Consider the following 16,343-nt stretch of genomic DNA (forward strand, 5'->3'; position numbering starts at 1 on the left):
CCAATGAGTCACAGCAGACATCTAAGCGTTCCATCGGTTGCTTGCGCCCTGCGCGAACTGGATTCCTGCCTGGTAACACCGCCCTCGCTCCCGGCCTTTAAAAGGCTTGGGCAGTCGCTCTGTTTCGATCCTAACTGATTGAAAATCAAAGAATTATAAAATCCTCCAGCCTGACATTAGGTTGTCATGTCCAGGCGTTTATCTGACTGCCCAAAAGCTTGCGAACGGCCCACCGCTCGCCTCGTCACACTTGCGCCAGGAGGAAACGACATGAGGCCACAAACCGCAGTCGTCGAGATCAACAGGAAGCACAAGGTTCACACGGAGTTCTACGGCAACCCGGCAGCGAGCAAGACGATCATCCTGGTCAACGGCTCCCTGGCGACCACGGCGTCCTTCACCCAGACCATCAAATACCTGCAGCCGCAGTTCAACGTGGTGGCCTTCGATCTGCCGTACGCCGGTCAGTCCAAGCCGTTCAACAGCGACTTCACGCCCATCAGCAAGGAAGACGAAGCCGCGATCCTGCTCAAGCTGATCGACCACCATGGCGCCAACTACCTGATGTCCTTCTCCTGGGGCGGCGTCGCCTCCATGCTCGCCCTGGCACAGCGTCCGGCCAGCCTGGAGAAGGCGGCGATCTGCTCCTTCTCGCCGATCCTCAACGTGCCGATGCTCGACTACCTGCACAAGGGCCTGCGCTTTCTCGGCGCGGTGGACCGCGACAACATCGCCCTGCTGGTCAACAGCACCATCGGCAAGCACCTGCCATCGCTGTTCAAGCGCTTCAACCACAAGCACGTCAGCACCCTCGACGAGCACGAGTACCGGCAGATGTATGCCCATATCAAACAGGTGCTCAGCCTGGAAGCGCACTGCCGCAAGGAATGCCTGCAGGCCATCGACATCCCCCTGCTGTTCGTCAACGGCGATCGCGACGAATACACCTCGGTGGAAGACGCCTGCCTGTTCGCCCATCACCTCGATAACGCCCAGTTCGCCGTGATCAACGACGCCGGCCACTTCCTCGACATGGAGCACAAGGACGCCTGGCTGCAGACCCAACGCGTGCTGCTGGACTTCTTCAACGCCCCCAGCAAGCGCCTGCTGCTGCCACGCCGTGGCGGGCTGCAGGAGCTGCAGGCCATCGCCGTATGAGCAGGCCCCACGGCGAACCGGATGCACGACCAGCACCGGTTCGCCCTTCATTTCCCCGCCGAGTTCCGGTATAAAGGCACCCGCCGCGGGCGTCGTATAATGGCATTACCTGAGCTTCCCAAGCTCATGACGAGGGTTCGATTCCCTTCGCCCGCTCCAGAATTCAGCAAGTTAAAGCCCTGTATTTACAGGGCTTTTTCGTTTCTGGGGTTCGCTGGCGTCGAAGAAGTGTCGAAATCGACCAGCCATTAGGCGGACAGTGCCAGGATGGCGTGCTTCGGGTCGTTGTGGATCGCACGCAGCAACGCCCTGACCGGGCTGCCAGGTTCGCCGCCGCTGTTCCCGGTTACGCAGCGAGCCGAGTCGAACATCGATGATGGCCGCGAACTTGGCCTGGATCATTCCGGTGGCTGTACAGACTTTCCGCACCTGCAGCGCGTCCAGAGTAAACGCCCGCGAGGGCTGAGGTTCGCCGCGGCGAATTTCATCCCTCTGCTGGACGCTTTCCAGCAGACCTTCGACGAATTTGCCCATGGCGATTACCGCCACCACCTTCTGCCAGCAGCCTGCCGCGAGGCTTTGACGCGGCCCATTGCCACTATCTAAGCATTTGAAAAACAGAGACTTTTTACTTCACGTCGACAGCAGTGACGGCTACCCTGGCGCCCCATGATTCGATGCCTTATCCCCCTGCTCTGCTGTCTCGCCAGCTTCTCCCTCAACGCCGCCCCCGCCAGCTTCGCCGAGGCCAAGCGCCTGGCCTGGCCGCTGTATGCGCAGCAGTCCACCGAGTTCTACTGCGGCTGCAAGTACAGCGGCAATCGGGTCGACTTGCGTTCCTGCGGCTACAGCCCGCGCAAGAACGCGGGCCGCGCCCAGCGCATCGAGTGGGAGCATATAGTCCCGGCCTGGGTGATCGGCCATCAGCGCCAGTGCTGGCAGCACGGCGGGCGCAAGAACTGTGCGGCCAAGGATGCGCAGTTCCGCAAGGCCGAGGCCGATCTGCACAACCTGGTGCCGAGCATCGGCGAGGTCAACGGCGACCGCAGCAACTACAGCTTCGCCTGGCTGCCGCAACAGCCGCACCAGTACGGCCAGTGCCAGACGGTGGTGGATTTCAAGGCGCGCAAGGTGATGCCGCGCCCGGCCATTCGCGGGATGATCGCGCGCACCTATTTCTATATGGCCGACCGTTACCAGCTGCGTCTGTCCAGGCAGGATCGCCAGCTCTACCAGGCCTGGGACAAGGCCTACCCGGTCAAGCCCTGGGAGCAGCAGCGCAATCAGCAGGTGGCCTGTGTAATGGGTTGGGGCAACCCGCATGTGGGCAAGGTGGAGATGAGCCGCTGCGCGCGTAGGTCGTAGGGTGTCGCGGGGCCGCCCAGGTAGTGCGCACCAACGAAAATGAGGCCGGTGCGCACGGCGCACCGTCGGAATCGTGGCTACGAAAGACGCTGCAACTCGCGACGCACCATATTGACGAACTCCAGCGGGCTGAGCTGGTACAGCTCCTGCGCCACCCAGGGCAGCCAGCGCCCTTGCAGTTCGGCCTTGCGCGCCAGCAGGCGCTGGGCCTCGGCTTCGGCGCGTCCCTGGTGCTTACGGTGGTAGTCGGCACGGCTCGGTTTTTCTGTGCTCACGGTGTTGCCCTTTTCCTCATGCCGGGCGGAGCAGGCATAATCGCCGCCTGTTCGCCCATTTCGACCGTTATCAATGCGCATCCACGTCAGCTTTATCGACCGCGTCGGCATTACCCAGGAAGTCCTGGCGCTGCTCGGCGGGCGCAATCTGAACCTCGATGCGGTGGAGATGGTACCGCCAAACGTCTATATCGACGCACCGACCCTGAGCGCCGCCGTGCTCGACGAGCTGCGCGACGCGCTGCTGCAGGTGCATGGCGTGCAGAGCGTGCAGGTGGTCGATATCCTCCCCGGCCAGCGCCGCCGCCTGCAGCTCGACGCCCTGCTCGCCGCCATGCCCGACCCGGTGCTGGCGGTGGATGATCGCGCCACCGTGCTGCTGGCCAACCCGGCACTGGTCGAGCTGTGCGGCAGCGCCCCGGCCGGCCAGAGCATCGCCGCGCTGTTCGCCGACGACGAACTGCAGCGGGCGCTGCTCGCCGCCGAGTTCCGTCTGCCGCTGCGCGAAGTCACCCTCGGCGGCCAGCCGCTGCTGCTCGATGCCCAGCCGATCACCGAGGAGCGGCGTCTGGCCGGCGGCCTGCTGACGCTCTATGCGCCGAGCCGGATCGGCGAGCGCCTAGCGGCGCTGCACCACGATCACACCGATGGCTTCGATTCGCTGCTCGGCGACTCGACGCCGATTCGCACCCTCAAGGCGCGCGCCCTGCGTGTGGCGGCGCTGGATGCGCCGCTGCTGATCCAGGGCGAGACCGGCACCGGCAAGGAGCTGGTGGCGCGCGCCTGCCACGCAGTCAGCGCGCGACGCAGCGCGCCGTTCCTGGCGCTGAACTGCGCGGCGCTGCCGGAAAACCTGGCCGAGAGCGAGCTGTTCGGCTATGCCCCCGGCGCCTTTACCGGCGCGCAGCGCGGCGGCAAGCCGGGGCTGCTGGAGCTGGCCAACCAGGGCACGGTATTTCTCGACGAGATCGGCGAGATGTCGCCCTATCTGCAGGCCAAGCTGCTGCGCTTTTTGAGCGATGGCAGCTTCCGCCGGGTCGGCGGCGAGCGCGAGGTCAGGGTCAACGTGCGCATCCTCAGCGCCACTCACCGCGACCTGGAACAGATGGTCGCCCAGGGCAGCTTTCGCGAAGACCTGTTCTACCGCCTCAACGTGCTCAATCTGGAAGTGCCGCCGCTGCGCGAGCGCGGCCAGGACATCCTGCTGCTGGCCCAGCACTTCATGGCCCAGGCCTGCGCGCAGATCCAGCGCCTGCCCTGCCGCCTGGCACCGGCCACTTTTCCGGCGCTGCTGGCCAATCGCTGGCCGGGCAACGTGCGCCAGTTGCAGAACGTGATCTTCCGCGCCGCCGCCATCTGCGACAGCAACTGGGTGGAGATCGACGATCTGGATATCGCCGGCACCGAGGTGGCGCCGCGCCTGAATGGCGAGATCGGCAGCCTGGAACAGGCTATGGACGACTACGAGAAGGCGCTGCTGGAAAAGCTCTACGCCAGCCATCCTTCCAGCCGCCAGCTGGCCGCGCGCCTGGGCACCTCGCATACCGCCATCGCCAAACGCCTGCGCAAGTACGGAATACCGGACAAGCACTGAGACCAGGGTCAATAAGCGGACCGCGCACCCTGTAGGGTGGCTTAGGCGCCTGTCTTTGTACTGATGCCCCCCGCAATTTCTGCCGCACCGTAACCCACCATTGGCGCCACGCCGAAAGATCGCCTGGAGGGTTACGCGGCGCGCCACGAGCGAGGTGTCAGGACGTTCGGAGGTTGGCGCCGCTAACCTGCGCGGCCCGCCCCCGTTCCCCGATACCTCGGGCTGCCGCGATAGGCCGCGGCGGGTTATATCGGCTCGGAACTGGTCGGTACCTTGATCACCCCGCAGGCGACCCGCGCACCGCCACCACCCAGGGACTGCGGATGGTCGGAATGATTGTCGGCGCCGGAGTGGATCATCAGCGCGCGGTTGTGCAGTTCATCCAGGCGCTTCAAGCGTGGCGCCAACGCCGGTTGACTGGCGCTGCCGTCGGCCGCCACGTGGAGCGCGGGCAGATCGCCGAGGTGGGCGTCGTCCTCCCAGGGGAAACCGTGGCGGCCGATATTTTTCGGGTCCCAGTGACCACCGGCCGCCGCGGCCGGGGTCAGCTTGCCATCCACCTCGACCGCGTTGCAGTTGGCCAGCATATGCACGTGAAAACCATGGATGCCCGGCTCCAGCCCCTTGAGCTGCGGGGTGAACACCAGGCCGTAGGCGGACTGCCTGATGGCCACGGTGCCCAGCGAGGAGCCGGGGCCCGTCTCGGTCGCCTGCTCCATGACTACGGTGACGGTGTCGCTGGCCTGCGCGGCGACTGCGCCGCCCAGGGCCAATACCAGTGGAATCAAGGGTTTCATGGCAGTTGCTCTCCTTTGCCTTAAGTAGCCCTGTAACCGACCGCCGGTCCGTACGACTGGTTCCACCAACGCACCGTATCGATATCGTTCCCCCGTAACGATTCAGCAACAACCCACCGAAAGCCGCGCCGCGCCTGGTACGACCTCGACTTTGCCAAAAGCGACGCAATCATTCGTAGCGATATCGTTCCACCGGACTGTATACAAGCCCCATAAATGCACTTAAGTATTTGTTTTTATTGAATATTTTTATATTGGCACCAGCATTGCTAAGGGTTTACCCAATCTTGCCCGCCAGAGCGTGGGCGCCCCTTATGCCCGCCGCCTAGAAGCGGGCACCCTTGCCCCTTGAGGAGTTGACATGAGCGAGTTGCGTTTCACCGCCGATCACGAATGGCTGCGTCTGGACAACGATGGTCTGGTGACCGTCGGCATCACCCATTACGCCCAGGACGCGCTCGGCGACGTGGTCTACGTGCAACTGCCGCAAACCCAGGCCTACGCCCAGGGCGAGGAAGTGGCCGTGCTGGAGTCGGTCAAGGCCGCCAGCAACATCGCCATGCCGCTGGACGGCGAGATCGTCGAGGTCAACGCCGAGCTGGAAGGCAGCCCGGAGCTGGTCAACGAGTCGCCGCTGGACAAGGCCTGGTTCTTCCGCATGCGCCTGGCCGACAACGCCGTGCTGGCCGACCTGCTGGACAAGGCCGGCTATGATCGTCTGTTGAACGCCAATGCCGACGCCTGAGTGACCGCCATGACCAAGCTCGATACCCAGAACGAATTCATCGCCCGCCACATCGGCCCGCGCGATGCCGACACCGCCGCCATGCTCGAACTGCTGGGCTACGACTCGGTGGACGCGCTGACCAATGCCGTGATTCCCGAGAGCATCAAGGGCACCAGCATCCTCGGCGAGCAGCCGGGCCTGTCGGAAGCCGACGCCCTGGCCAAGATCAAGGCCATCGCCGCGAAGAACCTGCAGTTCAAGAACTTCATCGGCCAGGGTTATTACGGCACCCACACGCCGAGCCCGATCCTGCGCAACCTGCTGGAAAACCCGGCCTGGTACACCGCCTACACCCCGTACCAGCCGGAGATTTCCCAGGGCCGCCTGGAAGCGCTGCTGAACTTCCAGACCCTGATCAGCGACCTCACCGGCATGCAGATCGCCAACGCATCCTTGCTCGACGAAGCCACCGCTGCCGCCGAAGCCATGACCTTCTGCAAGCGTCTGTCGAAGAACAAGGCCGCCAACACCTTCTTCGTTTCCCAGCATTGCCACCCGCAGACCCTCGACGTGCTGCGCACCCGTGCCGAGCCGCTGGGTATCGACATCGAAGTCGGCGACGAAGCCACTATTGCCGACGCCAGCGCCTACTTCGGCGCGCTGCTGCAGTACCCGGCGAGCAACGGCGACATCTTCGACTACCGCGCCCTGGTCGAGCGTTTCCATGCCGCGGGTGCCCTGGTGGCCGTGGCCGCCGACCTGCTGGCCCTGACCCTGCTCACCCCGCCGGGCGAGTTCGGCGCCGACGTCGCCCTAGGCAGCGCCCAGCGCTTCGGTGTGCCGCTGGGCTTCGGTGGCCCGCACGCCGCCTACTTCGCCACCCGCGACGCGTTCAAGCGCGACATGCCGGGCCGCCTGGTCGGCATGTCGGTCGACCGTTTCGGCAAGCCGGCCCTGCGCCTGGCCATGCAAACCCGCGAGCAGCACATCCGCCGCGAGAAGGCCACCAGTAACATCTGTACCGCCCAGGTGCTGCTGGCCAACATCGCCAGCATGTACGCCGTGTACCACGGCCCGAAAGGCCTGACCGCCATCGCGCAGCGCGTACACAGCTTCACCGCCATCCTCGCCCTGGGCCTGACCAAGCTGGGCCACAGCGTCGAGCAGCAGCACTTCTTCGACACCCTGAGCATCAAGACCGGCGCCAAGACCGCCGAGCTGCATGCCAAGGCCCGTGCCGCCGGCATCAACCTGCGCGAGATCGACGCCGAGCGCCTGGGTCTGTCGCTGGACGAAACCACCGACCAGGCCGCCGTCGAGGCGCTGCTGGCACTGTTCGCCGCTGACCAGGCTGCCCCTGCCGTCAGCGACCTGGCCGCACAGATCGCCAGCCGTCTGCCGCAAGGCCTGCTGCGCCAATCGGCGATCCTGCAGCACGAAGTGTTCAACCGCTACCACAGCGAAACCGAACTGATGCGCTACCTGCGCAAGCTGGCTGACAAGGACCTGGCCCTGGATCGCAGCATGATCCCGCTGGGTTCCTGCACCATGAAGCTCAACGCCGCCAGCGAGATGATCCCGGTCACCTGGCCGGAGTTCGGCAACCTGCACCCCTTCGCTCCGGTCGAGCAGGCTGCGGGTTACACCCAGCTGACCACGGAACTGGAAGCCATGCTCTGCGCCGCCACCGGCTACGACGCCGTGTCGCTGCAGCCCAACGCCGGTTCCCAGGGCGAGTACGCCGGCCTGCTGGCCATCCGTGCCTATCACCTGAGCCGTGGCGACGATCAGCGCGACATCTGCCTGATCCCGCAATCGGCCCACGGCACCAACCCGGCAACCGCCTCCATGGCCGGCATGCGCGTGGTGGTGACCGCCTGTGATGCGCGCGGCAACGTCGACATCGCCGATCTGAAGGCCAAGGCCGAAGAGCACAAGGATCGCCTGGCCGCGATCATGATCACCTACCCGTCCACCCACGGTGTGTTCGAGGAAGGCATCCGCGAGATCTGCCAGATCATCCACGACAACGGTGGCCAGGTGTACATCGACGGCGCCAACATGAACGCCATGGTCGGCCTCTGCGCCCCAGGCCAGTTCGGCGGCGACGTCTCGCACCTGAACCTGCACAAGACCTTCTGCATCCCGCACGGCGGTGGCGGCCCGGGCGTCGGCCCGATTGGCGTCAAGTCGCACCTGGCACCGTTCCTGCCGGGCCATGCGCACATGGCACGCAAGGAAGGTGCGGTGAGCGCCGCGCCGTTCGGCAGCGCCAGCATCCTGCCGATCACCTGGATGTACATCACCATGATGGGCGGCAACGGCCTCAAGCGTGCGTCGCAGATGGCCATTCTCAACGCCAACTACATCGCCCGTCGTCTGGAAGAGCACTACCCGGTGCTGTACTCAGGCGAAGGCGGCCTGGTGGCGCACGAGTGCATCCTCGACATCCGTCCGCTCAAGGACAGCAGCGGCATCAGCGTCGATGACGTGGCCAAGCGCCTGATCGACTTCGGCTTCCATGCCCCGACCATGTCCTTCCCGGTGGCCGGCACCCTGATGATCGAGCCGACCGAGAGCGAGTCCAAGGAAGAGCTGGATCGCTTCTGCGACGCCATGATCGCCATCCGCGAGGAAATCCGCGCGGTCGAGCAGGGCCGCCTGGACAAGGACGACAACCCGCTGAAGAACGCCCCGCACACCGCCCTGGAACTGGTTGGCGACTGGCACCACGCCTACAGCCGCGAGCAGGCGGTGTACCCGCTGGCGAGCCTGATCGAGGCCAAGTACTGGCCTCCGGTTGGCCGCGTGGACAACGTCTACGGCGACCGCAACCTGGTCTGCGCCTGCCCGTCCATCGAGGCGTATCAGGACGCGTAAGCGCCCATAACCTTCCCTCTCCCGCGTGCGGGAGAGGGAGCGGTTCATCGCTCTACCCAGTTTCCATTCGGCTCCCCTCACCGGGGCGGGCCGACTGCATCCCGAGAAAAACGATAAAGAGGGCCTCACCATGTTCAGCAAGCACGACCAACTGCAGGGCTATGACGATGCCCTGCTCGCGGCGATCCAGGCCGAAGAACAGCGCCAGGAAGACCATATCGAGCTGATCGCCTCGGAGAACTACTGCAGCCAGCGCGTGATGCAGGCGCAAGGCAGCGGCCTGACCAACAAGTACGCCGAAGGCTATCCGGGCAAGCGCTACTACGGTGGCTGCGAGCATGTGGACAAGGTCGAGGCACTGGCCATCGAGCGCGCCAAGGCCCTGTTCGGCGCCGACTACGCCAACGTGCAGCCGCACTCGGGCTCCTCTGCCAACAGCGCCGTTTACCTGGCCCTGCTCAATGCCGGCGATACCATCCTCGGCATGAGCCTGGCCCACGGCGGCCACCTGACCCACGGCGCCAAGGTGTCGTCCTCGGGCAAGCTGTACAACGCCGTGCAGTACGGCATCGACGAGAACGGCCTGATCGACTACGACGAGGTCGAGCGTCTGGCCATCGAGCACAAGCCGAAGATGATCGTCGCCGGTTTCTCGGCTTACTCGCGAGTGCTGGACTTCCCGCGTTTCCGCGCCATCGCCGACCAGGTCGGGGCGCTGCTGTTCGTCGATATGGCCCATGTGGCGGGACTCGTGGCCGCCGGTCTGTACCCGAACCCGGTGCCGTTCGCCGACGTGGTCACCACCACCACGCACAAGACCCTGCGCGGCCCGCGTGGCGGCCTGATCCTGGCGCGCAAGAACGAAGAGATCGAGAAGAAGCTCAACTCCGCCGTATTCCCTGGCGCCCAGGGAGGCCCGCTGATGCACGTGATCGCGGCCAAGGCGGTGTGCTTCAAGGAGGCGCTGGAGCCGGGCTTCAAGACCTACCAGCAGCAGGTGATCGACAACGCCCGCGGCATGGCGGCGGTGTTCGTCCAGCGCGGCTATGACGTGGTTTCCGGCGGCACCGACAACCACCTGATACTGATCAGCCTGGTCAAGCAGGGCCTGACCGGCAAGGCGGCCGACGCGGCGCTGGGCGCAGCCCACATCACGGTGAACAAGAACGCGGTGCCGAACGACCCGCAGTCGCCGTTCGTCACCTCCGGCATCCGCATCGGCACCCCGGCGGTGACCACCCGCGGCTTCAAGGAAGGCGAATGCCGCACCCTGGCCGGCTGGATCTGCGACATCCTCGACGAGCTGGACAACCCGGCGGTGATCGCGCGTGTCCGTGGTCAGGTCGCCGACCTCTGCGCCACCTTCCCGGTCTACGCTGACTGATAAGGCGGGCGCCGGCCCTCCCCTCTCTCTGGGGAGGGGCCAACCGGCGCCGCCAGGAGTACGACATGTCACTGAGCGTTTTCGATCTGTTCAAGATAGGTATCGGGCCGTCCAGCTCGCATACCGTCGGCCCCATGCGCGCCGCCGCGCGCTTCGTCGAGGGGCTCAAGCGCGACGGCCTGCTGGCCGCCACCGACTCGGTCAAGGTGGAGCTGTACGGCTCGCTCGGCGCCACCGGCAAGGGCCACGGCAGCGACAAGGCGGTGCTGCTCGGCCTGGAGGGCGAGCAGCCCGACACGGTCGACACCAGCCGCATCGCCGAGCGCCTGGCCGCCATCCGCGGCGCCGGGCAGATCAACCTGCTCGGCGAAAAGACCATCGCCTTCGTCGAGAAGCAGCACCTGGCGATGATCCGCAAGCCGCTGGACTTCCACCCCAACGGCATGATCTTCCGCGCCTTCGACGCCGCCGGCCTGCAGCTGCGCGCCCGCGAGTACTACTCGGTGGGCGGCGGCTTCGTGGTCGACGAACAGGCCGCCGGCGCCGACCGCATCGTCGAGGACAGCACCGCCCTGCAGTATCCCTTTACCACCGGCAAGCAGCTGCTGGCGCTGTGCGCCGAACACAAGCTGTCGATCAGCCAGCTGATGCTGGCCAACGAGGCGGCCTGGCGCCCGGAGGCCGAGACCCGCGCCGGCCTGCTGAATATCTGGCAGGTGATGCAGGACTGCGTCACCGCCGGCTGCCGCAACGAGGGCATCATGCCCGGCGGGCTCAAGGTCAAGCGTCGCGCCGCCGCGCTGCACCGCCAGCTCAGCGAGCACCCCGAAGCCTGCCTGCGCGACACCCTCAGCGTGCTCGACTGGGTCAACCTCTACGCCCTGGCGGTGAACGAGGAAAACGCCAGCGGCGGCCGCGTGGTCACCGCCCCCACCAACGGCGCGGCCGGCATAGTGCCGGCGGTGCTGCACTACTACGCCCGCTTCGTGCCCGGCGCCAACGAGGACGGCGTGGTGCGCTTCCTGCTTACCGCCGCCGCCATCGGCATCCTGTACAAGGAAAACGCCTCGATTTCCGGCGCCGAAGTCGGCTGCCAGGGCGAGGTCGGCGTGGCCTGCTCGATGGCCGCCGGCGCCCTGTGCGAAGTGCTCGGCGGCAGCGTCAACCAGGTGGAGAACGCCGCCGAGATCGGCATGGAGCACAACCTCGGCCTGACCTGCGACCCCATCGGCGGCCTGGTCCAGGTGCCCTGCATCGAGCGCAACGCCATGGGTTCGGTCAAGGCGATCAACGCCGCGCGCATGGCCTTGCGCGGCGACGGCCAGCACTTCGTCTCGCTGGACAAGGTGATCCGCACCATGCGCCAGACCGGCGCCGACATGAAGAGCAAGTACAAGGAAACCGCTCGCGGCGGTCTGGCCGTCAATATCATCGAATGCTGATTCGTCGGGTGTGCGGGGCCGCCTGGGCCGCGCGCAGCAATGATCCCATCCGACACACGCATTGCTCACGACCCGGTGCGCGCGGCGCACCTTACAGGAAATCGAAATGACCTCTGAGACCCTCGCCAAAACCCCGCTACATGCCCTGCACCTGGAACTCGGCGCGCGCATGGTGCCCTTCGCCGGCTTTGAAATGCCCGTGCAGTACCCGCTGGGCGTGATGAAGGAACACCTGCATTGCCGCGACGCCGCCGGCCTGTTCGACGTCTCGCACATGGGCCAGATCCTCCTGCGCGGCGAGCATGCCGCGCGCGCCCTGGAATCCCTGGTGCCGGTGGACATCATCGACCTGCCGGTAGGCCTGCAGCGCTACGCCATGTTCACCGACGAGAACGGCGGCATCCTCGACGACCTGATGGTCGCCAACCTCGGCGACGACACCCTGTACCTGGTGGTCAATGCCGCCTGCAAGGAGCAGGACCTGGCTCACCTCAAGCAGCACATCGGCGAGCAGTGCCTGATCGAGTGCCTGTTCGAGGAACGCGCCCTGCTCGCCCTGCAAGGCCCCAAGGCCGTCGAGGTGCTGGCCCGTCTGGCGCCCGAGGTGAGCAAGATGACCTTCATGCAGGTCGCCCGCGTGCGCCTGCTGGGCAGCGAATGCATCGTCAGCCGTAGCGGCTACACCGGCGAAGACGGTTTCGAGATCTCGGTGCCGGTGGAGCAGGCCGAAACCCTGGCGCGCAGCCTGCTGGCCGAAGCGGAAGTCGAGGCCATCGGCCTCGGCGCGCGTGACTCGCTGCGCCTGGAAGCCGGCCTGTGCCTGTACGGCCACGACATGAGCAGCGCCACCACGCCGATCAAAGCCAGCCTGCTGTGGGCCATCTCCAAGGTGCGTCGCGAAGGCGGCGAGCGCGCCGGCAATTTCCCGGGCGCCGGACGCATCTTCGAACAGCAGCGCGACGGCGTGGCGGAAAAGCGCGTCGGCCTGCTGCCGCAGGAGCGCGTGCCGGTACGCGAAGGCGCCGAGATCGTCGACGCCGACGGCCAGGTGATCGGCCGGGTGTGCAGCGGCGGCTTCGGCCCGACCCTCGGCGCGCCGGTGGCCATGGGCTACCTCAAGGCCAGCCACGCCGCCGTGGACAGCGAAGTCTGGGCCGTCGTGCGCGGCAAGCGCGTGGCGATGAAGGTGGCCAAGACGCCGTTCGTGCCGCAGCGCTACTACCGCGGCTAAGCGTCAGGCGCAGGGTGGATGACGCTGTGTTCATCCACCCAACGCCAGCTCTCGTCGCCCGGCTGCATTGCGGGCTACCTCGTTGTTGCCATCGATCTCGCGCTGCCGGCTGCCGTTAGGAGCATCGCCGCCAGCCGGCTCCTACGCAGCGTTCTCAGCTCGGCTCGGTAAAGATCAGGCGATTGCCGAACGGATCGCTCAGCGCCAGATCACGTCCCCAGGGCTGCGCGACGATGGCAGGTCGGGCGAAGTCGTAGTCCTTGCCGCGCAGTTCGTTCAGCAGCCCATCCAGATCGTCGCAGGCGATACGCAGCGCCGCGCCAGGGCAGCAGTCACCATGGTGCTCGGACAGATGCAGCACGCAACGCCCGCGCGACAGCTGCAGGTACAGCGGCAGCTGCGGTTCGAAACGGTGCGCCCAATCCTCGGCAAACCCCAGGTAATCGATATAGAAGGCCCGTGCGCGCGACTCGTCGAAGCTGCGCAGAATGGGAATGGGGGCAGTCAGCTGCATGCTCTTCTCCGGTCAATGGCGACCCGCGCAGCTTCAGCAAATCGCCGCCTGCCCGCAAGCCTCGATACCTGGCAGGAGCCCCTACCCCCTGACCCGTTCATAAGCCACCCGCTCGCGCCCGGCGCGCAAGGTCTGCGCCCACCAGTTCAGCTGCACCAGCAGGTGCGCCATGGCCGAGTTGGCGTGGCGCGGCTCGCGCAGCCGGCCGCGCTCGTCGAACTGCTCCCAGGCATTGGCGAAACTCACCGAACTGCGCACCGTCATGCCGTGCATTTCCACCAGCACCTGGCGCAGCTGCTCCACCGCGCGCAGGCCGCCGGACACCCCGCCATAGCTGACGAAGCCCACCGGGCGCGCCTCCCAGGAGGCCGGCACCTCGTCGATGAACTGCTTGAGCGCCGCCGGATAGCCGTGGTTGTACTCCGGGGTGACGATCAGGAAGGCATCGGCGCGCAGCAACTGCTGCAACGCCTGATGCCGCGCCTCGCCCGCCCCGGGCGCCTCGCCGGGCTGGCGGAACATCGCGGCCGGGTCGACCAGGCTCAGCTCGAACTCGCTGCGCTGGGCGATCTGCTCGCACGCCCAGGCCACCACGCGGTCGCAGAAGCGACCCTCGCGCACGCTGCCGTAGATCAGTACCAGTCGAACTCTGTCCTGCATGGAAATGCCCTCGGGGTTGTCAATCGAGGTGGCCGAGGGTAAAACCTCAACTTAACTTGAGGTCAAGAGGGATTTTTCATGTCGCCCTGCAACCCGCGTTTCGAGCGCCCCCTGAGCGTCGGCCAGGTGGCCGAACGCAGCGGAGTGGCGATCTCCACCCTGCACTTCTACGAGGCCAAGGGCCTGATCCACAGCCAGCGCAATGCCGGCAATCAGCGCCGCTACCCGCGCGAGGTGCTGCGCCGGGTGGCGATTATCAAGGTGGCGCAGCGCTTGGGCATTCCCCTGGCCGACATCGGCGCCGCGCTGGCCAGCCTGCCTGCCGACCACACGCCCACGGCAGCCGACTGGCAGCGCCTGTCCGCGCAGTGGCAACGCGACCTGGACGCGCGCATCGAACAATTGACCCGCTTGCGCGACCTGCTCACCGGCTGCATCGGCTGTGGCTGCCTGTCGATGCAGGACTGCCCGCTGCGCAACCCCCAGGATCAGCTCGGCGAGCAGGGGGCAGGGCCGCGCCTGCTCGAACCCGGCTAATCGTCCAGGCAATTGCGCCGGTTGCCGAAGCTTTCCCGCCGAATGTCGCGCAACCGCCGGCACCTGCGACGGCGCCCTGGTCAACGACGGCTTCACCAACAGCTACGACAACCCCGAAGAGCGTTCCTGGCAGATCCGCCACGACTACAACTTCGCCGGCCTCGGCATCCCCGGCCTGACCCTGATGAACCGCTACGTCAGCGGCTCCAACATCCACGCCGGCGGCCGCACCGACGCCGAGGAGTGGGGCCGCGAGTCCGAACTGGCCTACACCATCCAGGAAGGCAGCCTGAAGAACCTCAGCGTGCGCTGGCGCAACTCCGACGTGCGCCGCGACGTCGGCATGGACCTGCAGGAGAACCGCCTGATCATCAACTACCCGCTGTCGATCCTGTAACGCCCGACGCGCCAGCGCGTCCGCTTGTCTCCATGTGTGTACGGCACTTTGCGCCCGTCCTTGCGACGGGCTTTTTTTTGCCTGCAGATCCAACGGCTTGCCGCTGGCCCCTACTCCCCCTCAGCGCAGCTGGCCCACCATCTGCGCCAGCACCGTCAACACGTCCCGCCCCAGCTGCTTCGAGCGCGCGCCGTTCCAGCCGGTGCGTGGCTGCGGGTTGTCGTCGTGGTCCTTGAACGGCATCTCGATGGTGAACGACAGGCAGTCGAAGGCCTGGCCCACGGCGTTGCAGGCCAGGGTCAGGTTGGCCTGGCCGGGTTCGTCGCGCGGGTAGCCGAAGCGGGTCTGGAACTCGGCGCCGAGGCCCACCAGGCGCCGGCGGAAATCCTCCTCCAGCGCGGCCAGGCGCGGCGTGTAACCGGGGTTGCCCTCGCAGCCGGCGGTGAACACGTGGGGAATTTCCTCGTCGCCGTGGATATCCAGGAACAGGTCGACGCCGATGCGCTGCATCTGTTGCAGCACGAACAGCACTTCCGGGCTGCGCTCGGCGCTGGCCGACTGCCAGGCGCGGTTAAGGTCCTGCCCCGCATGGTTGGTGCGCAGGTGGCCGCGAAAGGCGCCGTCGGGGTTCATGTTCGGCACCAGGTACAGCTCGGCCTGGGCCAACAGCGCATTCAACTCGGCATCCTGCGGATCCTGCAGGCGCTCGATCAGCCCTTCCATGAACCACTCGGCCATGTGCTCGCCGGGATGCTGCTGGGCGATGATCCACAGCTTGCGCGGCGTCTGCGCCTGGCGCGCGATGCGCAGCAGCTGGATATCGCGCCCTTCCAGGCTCTTGCCGCAGGCCAGCAGCTCAGCACCGGCCTGGCTCAGCGCCTGCTCGATCAGCGCGTCGTGGCGTGCCCGGCTATAGGGCTCGAAATAGGCGAACCAGGCCTGCGCGCGCTCGGCCTGCAGCTCGAAGTGCAACTGGCCGTCCGCGAAGCGGGTGGGCACGCGAAACCAGTCTTGCCGGTCGTAGCTGGCCACGGCCTGGTAGCCGTCCCAGGCATTGTTGTAGGCCGACTGTCCGGCATTGGTCAGGCTGAAGGCGTGGCGCTGCCCCGGCTGCAGGCCGTCCACCTGAAAGTGAAACCACTGGAAATGATGACTGTTGAGGTCCGGGCGCATGGCCAGCAGCACCCGCTGCGGGTCGCTGGCGTCGATGACCTGGATATTGCCACTGTCGAAATCCGCGCTGATCTTCATGAATGCCTCGTGAGCCGAAATCAGCCGTCAGGATTGCAGCTCGCCGCGTCGCTGTGAAGGCAGACAGGTGGCTCCTGGCGAACTAAGGTTGGCAAGGTCGGCCTAACGGCCTGAGCCGACTCAACCAGAGA

General features: G+C 66.1%; 14 protein-coding genes, 1 tRNA gene and 2 pseudogenes. 11 read left to right on the forward strand and 6 right to left on the reverse strand.

Going from position 1 to position 16,343, the window contains the following annotated elements:
• Positions 1 to 270 precede the first annotated feature (270 nt).
• Together AC1G9C_RS18020 and AC1G9C_RS18025 are read left to right on the forward strand one after the other, a co-directional pair.
• Positions 271 to 1,158 carry an alpha/beta fold hydrolase gene (locus AC1G9C_RS18020; RefSeq protein ID WP_021442977.1) on the forward strand — a complete coding sequence of 296 codons (888 nt, stop codon included), beginning with the start codon at positions 271 to 273 and terminating at the stop codon, positions 1,156 to 1,158.
• 85 nt (positions 1,159 to 1,243) lie between these two features.
• Positions 1,244 to 1,317, forward strand: a tRNA-Gly gene (locus AC1G9C_RS18025).
• Positions 1,318 to 1,406: 89 nt separating this feature from the next.
• Here the strand turns inward: AC1G9C_RS18025 and AC1G9C_RS18030 are convergent.
• Positions 1,407 to 1,692 (reverse strand): annotated as a pseudogene (locus AC1G9C_RS18030) (helix-turn-helix domain-containing protein).
• A gap of 135 nt (positions 1,693 to 1,827) precedes the next feature.
• Here AC1G9C_RS18030 and AC1G9C_RS18035 point away from each other — a divergent pair.
• Positions 1,828 to 2,523, forward strand: a complete 696-nt coding sequence (locus tag AC1G9C_RS18035; RefSeq protein ID WP_480408388.1) for an endonuclease — start codon at positions 1,828 to 1,830, stop codon at positions 2,521 to 2,523.
• Positions 2,524 to 2,600: 77 nt separating this feature from the next.
• Here the strand turns inward: AC1G9C_RS18035 and AC1G9C_RS18040 are convergent, their stop codons facing one another.
• On the reverse strand, positions 2,601 to 2,798 hold the full coding sequence (locus tag AC1G9C_RS18040; RefSeq protein WP_480408389.1) for a hypothetical protein: 198 nt from the start codon (positions 2,796 to 2,798) through the stop codon (positions 2,601 to 2,603).
• Positions 2,799 to 2,871: 73 nt separating this feature from the next.
• On the opposite strand from AC1G9C_RS18040, the gene AC1G9C_RS18045 reads away from it, so the two are divergent.
• A complete protein-coding gene (locus tag AC1G9C_RS18045; RefSeq protein WP_397496353.1) occupies positions 2,872 to 4,392 on the forward strand; it encodes a sigma-54-dependent transcriptional regulator in 1,521 nt (506 codons plus the stop codon).
• A gap of 245 nt (positions 4,393 to 4,637) precedes the next feature.
• Here the strand turns inward: AC1G9C_RS18045 and sodC are convergent, their stop codons facing one another.
• Positions 4,638 to 5,189 (reverse strand): superoxide dismutase [Cu-Zn] SodC, encoded by a 552-nt coding sequence (gene sodC, locus AC1G9C_RS18050; RefSeq protein ID WP_480408390.1) that lies wholly within the window; start codon positions 5,187 to 5,189, stop codon positions 4,638 to 4,640.
• A 361-nt stretch (positions 5,190 to 5,550) separates the two neighbouring features.
• Here sodC and gcvH point away from each other — a divergent pair, with 361 nt between their 5' ends.
• From gcvH to gcvT, 5 genes are all read left to right on the forward strand, one after another.
• Complete coding sequence (gene gcvH / locus AC1G9C_RS18055; protein ID WP_075746108.1) at positions 5,551 to 5,934, forward strand: glycine cleavage system protein GcvH; 384 nt, start codon at positions 5,551 to 5,553, stop codon at positions 5,932 to 5,934.
• A gap of 9 nt (positions 5,935 to 5,943) precedes the next feature.
• A complete protein-coding gene (gcvP, locus tag AC1G9C_RS18060; RefSeq protein ID WP_480408391.1) occupies positions 5,944 to 8,796 on the forward strand; it encodes an aminomethyl-transferring glycine dehydrogenase in 2,853 nt (950 codons plus the stop codon).
• Positions 8,797 to 8,926: 130 nt separating this feature from the next.
• Positions 8,927 to 10,180 carry a serine hydroxymethyltransferase gene (glyA, locus tag AC1G9C_RS18065; protein WP_480408392.1) on the forward strand — a complete coding sequence of 418 codons (1,254 nt, stop codon included), beginning with the start codon at positions 8,927 to 8,929 and terminating at the stop codon, positions 10,178 to 10,180.
• A 65-nt stretch (positions 10,181 to 10,245) separates the two neighbouring features.
• The gene (locus tag AC1G9C_RS18070) at positions 10,246 to 11,622 is read left to right on the forward strand and encodes an L-serine ammonia-lyase (protein ID WP_457789575.1); all 1,377 of its coding nucleotides are present in this window, start codon (positions 10,246 to 10,248) and stop codon (positions 11,620 to 11,622) included.
• 106 nt (positions 11,623 to 11,728) lie between these two features.
• Entirely contained in the window at positions 11,729 to 12,853 is a 1,125-nt protein-coding gene (gcvT, locus tag AC1G9C_RS18075; protein WP_480408393.1) for a glycine cleavage system aminomethyltransferase GcvT, read from the forward strand.
• Between the two features lie 154 nt (positions 12,854 to 13,007).
• Here the strand turns inward: gcvT and AC1G9C_RS18080 are convergent, their stop codons facing one another.
• Entirely contained in the window at positions 13,008 to 13,367 is a 360-nt protein-coding gene (locus AC1G9C_RS18080) for a glyoxalase superfamily protein (RefSeq protein ID WP_480408394.1), read from the reverse strand.
• Between the two features lie 81 nt (positions 13,368 to 13,448).
• Complete coding sequence (locus AC1G9C_RS18085; RefSeq protein ID WP_021443042.1) at positions 13,449 to 14,027, reverse strand: NADPH-dependent FMN reductase; 579 nt, start codon at positions 14,025 to 14,027, stop codon at positions 13,449 to 13,451.
• Positions 14,028 to 14,105: 78 nt separating this feature from the next.
• Here AC1G9C_RS18085 and soxR point away from each other — a divergent pair, with 78 nt between their 5' ends.
• Complete coding sequence (gene soxR, locus AC1G9C_RS18090) at positions 14,106 to 14,564, forward strand: redox-sensitive transcriptional activator SoxR (protein ID WP_397496346.1); 459 nt, start codon at positions 14,106 to 14,108, stop codon at positions 14,562 to 14,564.
• A 58-nt stretch (positions 14,565 to 14,622) separates the two neighbouring features.
• Positions 14,623 to 14,961 (forward strand): annotated as a pseudogene (locus tag AC1G9C_RS18095) (OprD family outer membrane porin); the annotation flags it as partial.
• A gap of 120 nt (positions 14,962 to 15,081) precedes the next feature.
• Here AC1G9C_RS18095 and AC1G9C_RS18100 read toward each other — a convergent pair.
• Positions 15,082 to 16,212 carry a M14 family metallopeptidase gene (locus AC1G9C_RS18100; RefSeq protein WP_480408395.1) on the reverse strand — a complete coding sequence of 377 codons (1,131 nt, stop codon included), beginning with the start codon at positions 16,210 to 16,212 and terminating at the stop codon, positions 15,082 to 15,084.
• Between the last annotated feature and the right edge of the window lie 131 nt (positions 16,213 to 16,343).

It is taken from the genome of Pseudomonas sp. ABa2, from assembly GCF_056676075.1.